Source organism: Vagococcus hydrophili, assembly GCF_011304195.1.
GTDB lineage: Bacteria > Bacillota > Bacilli > Lactobacillales > Vagococcaceae > Vagococcus > Vagococcus hydrophili.
This window is the reverse complement of record NZ_CP049887.1, coordinates 1203730-1216205: the sequence shown is the minus strand read 5'-3', so window position 1 is coordinate 1216205 and position 12476 is coordinate 1203730. Positions and strand designations below refer to the sequence as shown.

The 12476-nt window shown below is 32.6% G+C and carries 13 protein-coding genes; all 13 read right to left on the bottom strand.

The genetic code is table 11. From position 1 onward, the window contains the following. Positions 1–187 precede the first annotated feature (187 nt). Positions 188–601 carry a DUF4064 domain-containing protein gene (locus G7082_RS06075; RefSeq protein WP_166034259.1) on the bottom strand — a complete coding sequence of 138 codons (414 nt, stop codon included), beginning with the start codon at positions 599–601 and terminating at the stop codon, positions 188–190. Between the two features lie 15 nt (positions 602–616). Further along, positions 617–1135 carry an RDD family protein gene (locus tag G7082_RS06070; RefSeq protein ID WP_166034258.1) on the bottom strand — a complete coding sequence of 173 codons (519 nt, stop codon included), beginning with the start codon at positions 1133–1135 and terminating at the stop codon, positions 617–619. A gap of 1 nt (position 1136) precedes the next feature. After that, a complete protein-coding gene (sppA, locus tag G7082_RS06065) occupies positions 1137–2174 on the bottom strand; it encodes a signal peptide peptidase SppA (RefSeq protein WP_166034257.1) in 1038 nt (345 codons plus the stop codon). A gap of 277 nt (positions 2175–2451) precedes the next feature. Next, positions 2452–4776, bottom strand: coding sequence for a helix-turn-helix domain-containing protein (locus tag G7082_RS06060; RefSeq protein ID WP_166034256.1), 2325 nt, complete (start codon positions 4774–4776; stop codon positions 2452–2454). A gap of 347 nt (positions 4777–5123) precedes the next feature. Then, positions 5124–5726 (bottom strand): alpha/beta hydrolase, encoded by a 603-nt coding sequence (locus G7082_RS06055; protein ID WP_166034255.1) that lies wholly within the window; start codon positions 5724–5726, stop codon positions 5124–5126. A 12-nt stretch (positions 5727–5738) separates the two neighbouring features. Further along, positions 5739–6347, bottom strand: a complete 609-nt coding sequence (locus G7082_RS06050) for a flavin reductase family protein (protein ID WP_166034254.1) — start codon at positions 6345–6347, stop codon at positions 5739–5741. After that, positions 6334–7251 carry a VOC family protein gene (locus G7082_RS06045; RefSeq protein WP_166034253.1) on the bottom strand — a complete coding sequence of 306 codons (918 nt, stop codon included), beginning with the start codon at positions 7249–7251 and terminating at the stop codon, positions 6334–6336. The genes G7082_RS06050 and G7082_RS06045 overlap by 14 nt, the downstream gene beginning before the upstream one ends. Before the next feature lie 12 nt (positions 7252–7263). Then, positions 7264–8223: a ring-cleaving dioxygenase gene (locus tag G7082_RS06040; protein ID WP_166034252.1), complete on the bottom strand. Its 960-nt coding sequence runs from the start codon at positions 8221–8223 to the stop codon at positions 7264–7266. A 22-nt stretch (positions 8224–8245) separates the two neighbouring features. After that, positions 8246–8680 carry a MarR family winged helix-turn-helix transcriptional regulator gene (locus G7082_RS06035; protein WP_166034251.1) on the bottom strand — a complete coding sequence of 145 codons (435 nt, stop codon included), beginning with the start codon at positions 8678–8680 and terminating at the stop codon, positions 8246–8248. A 244-nt stretch (positions 8681–8924) separates the two neighbouring features. Beyond that, positions 8925–9605 (bottom strand): YoaK family protein, encoded by a 681-nt coding sequence (locus tag G7082_RS06030; protein WP_166034250.1) that lies wholly within the window; start codon positions 9603–9605, stop codon positions 8925–8927. Positions 9606–10308: 703 nt separating this feature from the next. Further along, positions 10309–10827: an NADPH-dependent FMN reductase gene (locus tag G7082_RS06025; RefSeq protein WP_166034249.1), complete on the bottom strand. Its 519-nt coding sequence runs from the start codon at positions 10825–10827 to the stop codon at positions 10309–10311. Positions 10828–10857: 30 nt separating this feature from the next. After that, positions 10858–11469: an NADPH-dependent FMN reductase gene (locus G7082_RS06020; RefSeq protein WP_166034248.1), complete on the bottom strand. Its 612-nt coding sequence runs from the start codon at positions 11467–11469 to the stop codon at positions 10858–10860. Positions 11470–11717: 248 nt separating this feature from the next. After that, positions 11718–12431 carry a DUF5105 domain-containing protein gene (locus G7082_RS06015; RefSeq protein ID WP_166034247.1) on the bottom strand — a complete coding sequence of 238 codons (714 nt, stop codon included), beginning with the start codon at positions 12429–12431 and terminating at the stop codon, positions 11718–11720. Between the last annotated feature and the right edge of the window lie 45 nt (positions 12432–12476).

Below are 12476 nucleotides of genomic sequence, written 5' to 3'. Positions count from 1 at the left end.
CCATTATAAATAAAGAATAGAGTCTATGGTTCTAATCATCATATAATCGCTGATTTACATCTTGAGTGACTGAAACATCTTTTTTCTATACTTAGATTCTTCAAAAAAATGGTGAATAACTAATAAAAGCATTTTGATTAAATGATACTTAATCATAATGCTTTTATATTTATAGATTTTTTATTCCCTAAAACGCCATCGGATCTTCTGGTATCTCCACTTTTCTAGTTAACAGCATAATACCTGCAATCACAGCTAAAATACCTGAGACTGCCCATAAAAAGCTAACCATAAAAAATGGAACAATTCCCAAGATAATCATAATAATCCCATACACCGTCGTATTTTTATTTTTCTTAATCATAAAAGATAAGACAATTAATACAATCGCTATTACAAGAGCAAAACCAGCTAGCACTTTAATACTTCCAATAAAAACCTTAACTAATTCTAGCTCTTCGGGTGTTGCTTCCATATCAGGAAGTGTATCTAAATCGACAGTAGATAAAACCATACCGCCTAATAAAGCTAGCCCACTAACAAGTACACCAATAATCCCACTAATTAAAGTTAAAATACTTTCTGTTTTTCTTAGATTCATTCACTTCATCTCCTTTTATTTTGTTTCATTATTTGAAGCTTTGACCATATTAATAATAACCACACTTGTCCCTGAAAAATAATCACCCACATGTTGCTTTCTCGGCGTAAAAGCTGCTACTAGATAGCCTAAGCCCAAAATAAACGTTTGTAGAATAAACCGACAGACACCTTCTCGAATTAATACGGTTTGCCAACTTAATGTTTCTTCTTCCAAACTAACTACCTTGATACCAAAAATCATTTTTCCTAGGGTTTGTCCATCATTTAACTTGGTCAATAACGTAAAATACGCCAAGTAGATGATTAAAGAAGTAATTCCATAAATCGTAATCAATGAATGACTCGTTTCAAATCCTTGAATTTTATAAACTAAACCAATTGTCCCACCTGTTACGATGCTTATGCAAATCAAATCCACCCAAAAAGCCAATAAGCGTGTCCAAAATCCTGCATAGAAATAATTAGGAAAGTCGTTGATTTTTTGAGGAACTTCTTCTTGAATAAGCTCATTAAACTCTACTAATTCTTCCATCTTAGTAACCTCCATAATAATACATTGGTTTTGGTGCTTCAGAACTCCCCATCTTTTCAAGGACTGAAATAATCTCATTCGACTGTGTCGCTTTTAACCCTTGCCACTCTGCGACTTTGACTCCTAGCCATGACGAAGCAAAGCTCTTTACTTCATTGTTATAACTAACTACCGTCGCATCTTCTAATTTTTTATCCTTTTTTAGTGCTGCTAAAGCATCTTCCGGATAACCCAGTTCATCAATTAAACCAATTTTTAGCGCTTGATTACCATCATAAATACGACCATCCGCTATTTTTTTCACTTCTACCACATCCATCTTACGACCTTTAGCTACAATATTTACGAACCTCTCATAAGAACTCATCACAAAATCTTGAATCACTTTGTTGTCTTCTTCAGTTGGCTTTCTGTTTGACGACATCATATCTTTTAATGCCCCGCTCTTATGAGTACTATCTTCAATTCCTAACTTATCAAGCAATCCTGAAATATTTAATCCTGAAATAATCACACCAATTGAACCTGTTGTTGTTTCTTCAGTAGCAAATATTTTATCTGAATTAGCAGAAATATAATAGCCTCCACTTGCAGCCATGTTTTTAAATGATGCGTAAATGGGTATTTTTTTCGCTTTGATTTTATCTAATTCTTTGGCAATTTCTGCACTTTCATACACTCCGCCACCAGGTGAATTGACTTCTAATAAAACACCTTTGATTGTTCTATCTTCCTGAATTTTTTTGAGTTGTGTTAAGAAGTTTTGGTGATTGTATGTTTCTTTACTAAATATACTACTTTCACCAGAATCCATAATGCCACCCTCTACTGAGAGTTTCACTATTTTATCTCCCTTTACACCTTCTTCTAAAACTTCCTCTGTTAATTCATTGGATCCATAAAACACTTTGTTTAAACCTTTTAATGTGTTAGGAGCTTCTTCTTCACTTAGATCTTTGCCAGGAATAAACGCCGTAACCAATGACAATAATAACAAAGCTGCCGCAATACCAACAGCTACCCACCTTCTCTTATTCATCCTCTAACTCCTCCTTTAAATTTTTTAACAAAAAACATCCTTTGTTTTCTAAAACAAGTGTAGAATAACATTTCTATTTCATTAGTTTAATATTAATTGCTAAATCCAAACAATTTTCCTCATGATACCCCCTTTTTCACATCATAAAAAAACAATTTCGTTTTCATTTTTCATACTAAGTGTTTTTATAGTCAGTAAATTAACGTTAGCACCTACAAACACATAATAACATACATTAACCCTTCGAATAATTACAAAAAAGAAGTGAACTTGCCTATCAGTCCACTTCTTCTAATTTTAAAAATTCAAATAAACAAACATCATTAGGTTCTAGAAAACATTTCAAATGCAAACCATCAATAAATTTTTGATCAAACACATCCATTTTAGGATGGGTCACATGTGAAAGGTATTCATGTGCCTCTTGATCTAAAATCTGTTGACTAGAGAAACGATCATAAGAATAAGACACAGCTCCATGATCTTTACTTAGAGTTAATTTCTTTACCTGATACAATCCATTTGGAACATTTGGACTTGTAATCTCTAGTGATAATGTTTTATCCTTTAAATAATTTTCATTTAAACTTAAATTTGGAGAAAAATATTGTGCATTCCAGGTTAATAATTGATAATGACCATTATACGTTGTCAGAATAAAATGACTCCCTGTAGCAATCACTTTCCCTCTTAAACGTCTGTATAAGCTTAAAGCAAAATAAACGGGTCTGCGACAATTATAATAATGCAATAATTCTAGTCCATCAAATCTAACTGATTCTGCACTATGGTGTTTTTCTTCAAATAGGAAGGTATTCAACCAAAAACCATAGCTATCCACTAGTGATTCTATTTTTGCTAAGTCATGAACAATTAATGCTCCCCTGAAAAAATAACTATTTTTATAACGCGTGTCTCCTGTTAATGTATTCCACTCTGACAATATAAAAGGCAAATCAAAGCCCCAGCTCTTCAATCGATTCTTAGCTGATTGAATATCTTTAGCTGAAAACAATTCAAAACGACTTAAATCCGGTTCATCAATTGAATAATTGGGTTCTGATTTATAAGAAATAAATTCAGCTTTTTTTAGGACTTCCTCCCGAAAGAGTTGTTCCTCAGCTTCACTATCAAAACTATATTCTGGGTAGCCAAAAGGTAAATCTACACCGACACTTATTTTAGGATTAATCCGTTTTATTCTATCGTATAATTTTTTAAACGTTCCAACACTTTTCCTTATTTCCGTCTTTTCAAATTGTAAAACAATTCGCCAACTCGGTAAAAATTCATTTTTTGTCATATATTCAATATACTTAAAAAATTCTTGATGATCTTTACTATAGAAACTTGAAACTTGTTCATAGTCAGGTAATGACAACTGATAATATATACCAAAATTATTTTGTCTCAAAAAATCTATAGCCATATCAAAACGACTGAATGGCGAAAATTGCGCCAATTTAGTTTGCTCAAATACTGTATAAGAACTTGGAACAATTTTAAATAAGTTACTTACCCCAATATAATGGCATCCTATATCATTCTTAATCATCATCACTTGGTTCTTAATTTCATCAAAAAACAAATCTTCTAAACTATTAATATGCACTATCACATTAGAGTGACTTTGATCCTTTACGTGTTCAGACTCAATTTGAAGCGTTGCCTTTTGCCCTCTTGATTCTGTAAAATAAGAAGTTTCTGGTTGGAAATCAACATACTCTAATAAAATGTCCAGCTCTTCTTTTTTTAACGAAGCCTCGCTGGTATTTAAGTAACGACTATTACTGTTGGTCTTTTCTTTACTAAAAAAACTTTTTTTATATTCTGTAGGGGATACTTCAAACAATCGCTTAAATTGACTTCGATATGTTTTGCTGTTTGAAAATCCGTAATTTATAGCTAACTTATCAATAGGGTACTGTGCATACAGTAAATCATTTAAACTCATTTGTATTCTGAGTTCATTTAAGTACGTATTGAATTTAATACCAATTTGTTGTTGAAACACCCTGGATAAAGTAGACGGTGACATAAAACATATTTTGGCAACATCTTCTAACTTTATTGGTTCTTTAAAATTTAATCTCATATAATCCATCGCTTCATTTAATTGCTCAGAATACCTGAAATGTTGACTAGTAAAAATATTAACTTGAAAATGTTCTATTAATATCAATAACATTTCTTGGAGATGAATACCAGTTTTCAAATGTTTGGTTTTATCCGCACTAAAATAGTGAATAATTAACTGAGACAATGATTGTTTTAATTGTTTAACAAAGTACTCATCATCTGCACCTGTTAATTGTGAGTGACAATTAAACCGACTTGAAAGATAGCCTTCGTAACGATTTAATAGATAGATATTAGAAACTGATAACTTAAATGTTTGAACTTCTGGTGTTAGCAATGTAACTACCTCAGCTATATCATGCATATTAATAAAAATAAAATCGCCTGGATGAATAGTTAATTTCTTATTATTCACCGCTATGATGGCACTACCTTTAGCAATAAAAAAACATGTCAGATTATTAAAACTCTTCTTCTGAAGTTTTGTCACTTTTTCATAAGATACAAAATAATTTTGACTCATCTCATTCACCTCTCTACGTTTCTCTAATTATATACTAAAACGTTCTATTAACGAACTTTTTTTGTTTGATAATTTTATTAATACGAATTTTGTTCTAAATAAGAAAATAAAGGACTTATATTTCATGTCTATACAATTAAAATATAAGTATCAACTCTTATTACTAACTTGTACTTGTTACAAGTTAAACAAATGAATCATTTTATTTATTTAGATATACAAATAAACTCCCCATTTCTTTGTTCCCAACTAAATAAACAATAAAATGATTTTTTATTGCCCTTATTCTTTAACTACTAAAAAATTAAAAGAGACTGACAAAATCCTTGTCAGTCTCTTCCTTATTTTTACCACTCTTTTTTATTCAACCACTCTTTTGCTCGTTCAACTTCTAAGTATGTTAATTGATGACTCAGTGTCCATTCTTCAATAATATGAGCTCCTCTATCCTTTAACATCTCAGCCACACGATAACTCTCAAACATTGAAACAATCGGATCTTTCTCACCCATCGTCATGAAAATTTGAGTTTGACTCAAGTCTTGCTTATCGTCAACAACCACTGGATACATCGGATGAAACAAAATGGCCTTTTGATAAAAATTTGGATAATCTAGCAACAAACGAACACCGATATTTGCACCGTTAGAATAGCCTACTAACACCACTTGTTCTTTGTCATAGTTATTTTTCTCTAAAGTTTCTTGCAACCATTCATGAAGTTCAATTGCTCGTTCTTCAAGATCTTCTTCATCAAACATTCCTTCTTGTAGCCGTTTAAAAAAGCGAGGATAGTCATTTTCTAACACGTTTCCTCTAACGCCTATTAACGTTGCTTGTTCGTTTAAACCATTCCCTACATCTAGTAATGACTGCTCATTACCTCCTGTTCCATGTAAAAGAACTAAAATGGGTTCATGGTTTTTGCCTTGTTTAATAATGTGTTCCATATAGTAACCTCCTTACTCTGGACGTGCTATCCTTACTCTTTCGCCTAACTTACCATAGTCATTTCCCGCTAAACGACTCATTGGTTTTAGTAGATCAGGATTAATTCGTCCATCTTGATATAGATTTTCTTGAATATGATACTTTTCTACTCTTAATAATAATAAATCAGCTGTCACACTACCCTCATCATCAATAGGAATATGCTGATATAAACTAACTTCCATCTTTATTTTCAATTCATTCAGTAGTGGTACTTTTATTTCTTCAGCAGGAGACAACGTCCATCTAGTTCTGTCTAGTTCACTTTCATCGTGCTTTAAATTAGCAGCTGTTTCATTAATGTCTTCAATATTATCTTCATCAGCAATATGAACAACAGCTTCTTTATTTTCTAATATATTTCTTGTCGTATCCTTCATCACACCGTTTTTTCTCTGAATTCCTAAAGAAATAATAGGTGGATTAGAGGTTACAATATTAAAGTAGCTAAAGGGAGCGATGTTAACCACTCCCTCACTAGATACACTACTAACAACCGCAACGGGGCGTGGAATGATTGATCCAATCAAAAATTTGTAATTATCTCGTTCACTCATCTCGCTGGGTTTAATCGATATCATGGGTTAACTCCTCATCTCGAAGTGGTAACAAACTCTTCACCAATGCTTCTCTCATGTACTCATACTGTGGTGGTAACATTAAGTTTTGACCTAATTCTTCTAAAGATTCATTTATCGTAAATCCTGGACCGTCTGTTGCAATTTCAAAGACGACGTTTCCTTTTTCAACAAAGTAAATAGCTTTGAAATACTGACGATCTTTGATTTCTGTCACGCCATATTTTTCTTCAAAAAGGTACGTTTGCCATTCTCGATGTGCGTTATCATCTGGAACAGACCAAGCAATATGATGGACTGTTCCAACGCCAAAGCGACCTCTAGGTAATTTTTCTTTTGGAACAATAATATGATGTTTTTCTGGCCCTACTGTTTCTAGATGAAAAGAATCTTCGTTTTCTAAAACTAATTGTAATCCTAAGTCATCTCTTAACGTCTCCATTGTATCTTTTGGTTGACTTGATAAAAGAGCTGTTCCGTGAAAGCCTAAAATCCTAGTATCTTTTGATTCTTCCTCACCTTCTACTAAGGCAATAGCTAAACCGTGACTATCTTCAAATGACATCGTTGGTCGATTAAACATCTGACTAATCTCGAAATTAATATCAAATGATGTTAATCGCTCATTCCAATAACTCATTGCTCCTTTAGGAATTCTAAAAGCAATTCTGCCAACTTGACCACTACCTACTCGACCTCGACTCGTTGTTGACCAAGGAAAGAATGTGATTAAAGTTCCTGGCTCTGCCAAATCGTTACCATAGTACAAATGATACGTTTCTGGTTCATCAAAATTAACAGTTTGTTTGACTAGTCTTAATTTTAATATGGTTTCATAAAATCTAACATTATCTTTTGGTTCTCCTACAATGGCTGAAATATGATGAATTCTTCTAATTGATTCCATACTGCATTCTCCTTATCTTTTTGTATCAAAAGGTTTAATAGCTCCTTCGATATAGTCTCTTTTGTTTTCTAAAAATGGTGGTAGGGATAAACTTTCTCCAAGTGTTTCATAAGGTTCGTCTTCCATAAAACCTGGCTCGTCTGTTGCTAACTCCACTAAAATGTGCCCTATTCTCACATAAAGTGATTCAAAATAAAAACGATTCACATAGCCTGAGTTAGGTAAACCCAATTCTTCAAATAGTTTTTGCCAAACATTTAATGATTCTCTATCTTTCATTCTAAAAGCGATATGGTGGACTTCTCCGTACCCTTGTAAAGCATCTTTAGAGTCTTGATCATCCACTAAGATAACTCTAGCTCCGTTACCACCTTCTCCAACTTCCATTAAATAACGATTACCTTCTCGGGCAATTTCTTTGAAAGAAAAAATATTCTCCATCAAAGGTTTAAACTGATCCATATAGCTCACTGTCATTTCTGCTGTACCTAATCCATAGATAGCATACTCAGCTGGTACTAGTCCATTTTTCCACGGAATACCAGGTTTCATCCCTTGATTATTTTCATCTGAAATCAATTGATAACTTTGCTCATCTTCATCCCAGAATGGTAAAACTTTTACACCAAACTCTTCACTAATTTCCCCGTGATTTACTTTAAATTCTTCAAAGCGTTTTTTGTAATATACTAAAGCGGCATCATTAGGTACTCTAAACCCTGACTTCGTAATAGCATTTGTTCCTTTCACCCCTTTAGGATTGTTAGGAAAATCAAAGAATGTCATCGTTGTACCTGGTGTACCGTAATCATCTGCGTAATAAGTATGATAAGTTTGAATATCATCTTGATTGACTGTTTTTTTAACCAATCTCATTCCTAGAATTTTAGTAAAAAAATCATAATTTCTTTTGACATCACTTGTCATTGCTGTTACATGGTGAATTCCCAATGGTTGATCTTGTTTTCTCATAATAAATCCCTCTTCTTTTAATTTATTGTTTATCTAGTGTTCGATTTAATTTAGCTAACAGTTTTAATAGTTGTTCTAACTCGTTATCATTCAATCCTGAAAAACTTGTTTCAATCGTTTTAGCGTGAGTTGGAAAAATTTCTTCCATTAATTTCTGACCTTTTTGTGATAAAGTTACAAAAGTCACTCGCTTATCTTCACTATCTACTAGACGATCGACGTATGATTTTTTTTCTAATTGATCAATCACGTATGTTGTACTACTACTAGCTATTAATATTTTTTCTTTAATGCCTTGAGTGGTTTGCTTTCCTTTATGAAACAATAATTCCATCACAGAAAACTCTGTTAAGTTCAATTGATAACACGCCACATCTTTTTTAACGATTTTTTCTAATTTACTACTACCTCTCATTAAACCAATGAAAGATCCTAATGCTTGATCTCTTCGATTCATGACTATCACCCTTTTTATCTCGAATTCGAGATAATTATTTTTTTTAAAAGAGATTTCAATCTCTTAACTTGTTTATATCTTACATCCTTACTTACAAAAAGTAAACCAAAAAGACTTATCTTTTGTAAGCAAAAAAAAGAGACTAACCAAAATGTCAGCCTCTGTCTTATTTATACGAATACGCTCTAATAGTCAGGGGTAAAACGAATTTTGCCCCACCCTATTTACTCTACATATTCTACTATTAAAATAATTGATTACTACGATAGAAATGAATCATCAGAACGGATTCATACAATGCTAATAAGAAAAAAAGACCAGAGACTAACAATATGGCTTTGCCACCTAGCATTTGATAGCTATAAATAGAGATCACAGCACCACTAATAAATGCTAAAACCACTCTAAAAAAATGCAAGAAAGCTTCTTTATCTTTTGTTTCCTTAGTTTTTGAATACTCATATAAATTAGTTGCCATTCCTTTTAAATTACCTGTTGTAAAAAGATTAGTATAGGCTCGACCATCAATTTTATCAAAAACAACCCACTGGATTGCTGCAGTGAATGCAATTAATATCGTTACTAGTGTCTGTTTTTTATTAATCATAGGTAAACTAATAATAAAGAAAAACACGGCTTCGTAATATAAGACGAACAGTCGCCAATAGTGAATTTTTTTTTGATAGAAATAATCAATTAAAAACTTAGCTAGGATAATACCTACTAAAAAGAAGCAAGTAGAAATAGCTTTTTTTCCAACACTTCCCCATTGTCCGTCAAAAGCTTGAATAATGGCTAAAATAATATTACCGGTTTGCGCTGAAGCAAAAACATCATAATGGATGTAAGTATAGGCATCTAATGCGCCACCAATAAAAGTTAAAAGTAACCCTACGATTCGAGCTTCATGAAACTTATTTTTCATTCAATCACCAACATTTCATTTATCTACTCATTTTAGCATATCTTTCATAAAAATAAATGACTAGATTACACCAGTCTTCCTAAAAAAAGAAACTGACCCAACTGTCAGCTTCTGTCTTATTGATACAAATAATCTTTAATAGTCCAAGGATTAAAAATTTACTAATTCTATGACATTATTTCATCTTCTTTATAAGTAGTGATCTCGACTTGATCTTCTTTTATATGAAATAATAATTCTATTGGTTTTGTCATCTGAATATCATATTTACTAGTTGATTCATATATTGATACTTTACTTCTAGCGGATTTCCCACTACTGGTTGATCCACATCTGGTTTCTTGTCTTTTGGTAACCTTCCTTTGTGTCCCAAAAGTTCACTGTCTATTATTAAATAATTTTTTCGGCTTTATTTGATAACTTACATTAAATCTAAAAGTAATATGTTTGCTTTTTTGAATTTTTCCCCTTGTCATAAATTCAATATCTGGTTTTAAGTTTTTGTTTATTCCTCCTACCTTTTACTCTTTTTATTTACCTGATGAATGAAGTATACCCTTAAAAGTCACTCATCTTTTTTTATTTTTTGTCGTTTAAACAGACTGATCGATAACACATTATAAAACCAATAAAAAAAAAAGAGAATCTGATATCTATCATCACATCCTCTTGTTCTAAAATAATTCTATTATAAATCTGACTATTAGCGAATTGTTTTAAACGCTTCTGACCATAAAATAAGCTCGTCTAACATGTCGTTAACGCCTGCTTCCATATGTTCTCCTGGTTTAAATGTGCTAAAGTTTTCAAAATCAGTAAATAAGTTAAAGGCTGGGTTCGTACGAACGGTTGCCACTTTTTGTTCAGCAAAAACTTGTCTTAATTGTTCGCTAGCACGCACTCCACCAGCTGATCCGTAACTCACAATTCCTGCTGCTTTGTTGAACCACTCTTCACGAGCACTATCAATGGCGTTTTTAAGTGATGCTGAAAATCCGTGATTGTACTCTTGGGCAATAATAATGTAGCCATCTAACTCTTTGATTTTTTCATTCCATGCTGGGTTTCCTTCACCTGTTCCTAAAAACGGTAAGTTAAACTCTTTGACGTCAACAATCTCAAAATCATGTTCTCTTTTTGAAGCAATCCCTTTGATGTATTCTCCAACTTGTGGACTCACGCGTCCTTCTCTTGTACTTCCTAAAATAATTCCAAATTTCATGATAATTTCCTCCTAATATAGTTGTTTGTTTTATTTTTCAATATTTTTCAAGGCATCTGCCCATAGAACTAATTCATCTAACATATCGTTTACACCCGCAGCCATGTGCTCACCTGGTTTGAAGGTACTGAAGTTTTCAAAATCAGTGAATAAGTTAAAGGCTGGGTTTGTTCTAACATCCGCAATTTTTTGCTCGGCTAAAACTAATCTCAATTGTTCACTGGCACGAATTCCACCAGCTGACCCATAACTCACAATTCCTGCAGCTTTATTGAACCACTCATCACGAGCACTATCCACGGCATTTTTTAATGATGCTGACATACCATGATTGTACTCTTGAACGATGAAGATAAATCCGTCCATTTCTGAGATCTTAGCGTTCCATTTTGGATTCGCTTCGCCTTCTCCCATAAACGGTAAGTTGTAATCTGCAATATCAATGATTTCAAATTGACGATTGCTATGTGTTTTCGCTAATTTTAAAATATATTCAGCAACTTGCGGACTCACACGACCTTCTCTTGTACTACCTACGATAATACCGAATGTATCTGCTTGTTTTTTCTCTTCTTTAATTTTTACTTCCTTGATAACTTCTTTTATAACGATTTCTGGCTCTTTCTTTTTAAATAATCCCATTTGTCTTTTCCCCTTTATTCTTGTTGATAATCACACTATACACACTTACTTTTTATTAGTCAAAACAAAAGACTTACTTTTTGTAAGTTTTTGGCAATTTATTTGTAAAGATAATGAGGTTAAATTAATAATTTAATATAGTCCTAGTTTATCACCCTAAACCGAACTAATAAAGAACGTTTTATGAACCGCTTTTACTTGCAAAGAAACTAGGTAAATGCTTCTGTTTAACCTAGTTTCTTTACTATTTATTCCTTTTCATACATCAGTTTTTCATAAATTTCTAAAACTTTAGGATCTACTCCAATAACTTCCCATTGATTTTTATTCTTTTCATTTACTTTAAGCCCAATTTCTACAGTTTGCTCTTTTTTTGTTTGTTTTAATTCTGGAATGATTTTTAACAAGGTACGTTCGGTCATAGTCGTCATAAAATCAGGCTCTTTCACTATTTTTTCGATTTTTTCTAGCTCTGACTCATCTTCTAGTTTTTCAATCTCTTCTAGAGATGCCACATTAACCCCTTTTTCTTTGAAATATTGCTGCATCTCCTCATTCATGACTTTATCTATTTTAGGATCAAGTCCAGTTAAATCTAGGCCGTACACATCCACATAAGCGGTTGCGGTATCCTTCTTATCTTTAACTTCTATTACCTCAAAACGGGTTTCTTTTTCAATAACTTTTTTTAATTCATTAGCTATTTTTTTAACCTCTGCGTCGCTCAAGCCGTTAACGTCAGGTTTTAATCCTTCTTTGACACTATAAATCAAACTAGCTTCCGTATCCACAGGTTCCATCCCAAAATACTCGCCATACTTATCTTTATCTTTCCCATAAACCTCAGCATTCATAAAAACATTAACAGCCTCTTTGGGTTCTGGTCGTTTACTCCCACAAGCACTTAAAAGAATAATGAAACTATAGACAACCACAACCAAACTAAGTTTTCTTATTTTCATGTCATCACTCCTTTTATTTTATTGTACCAAAGAAAGCGATTTCTA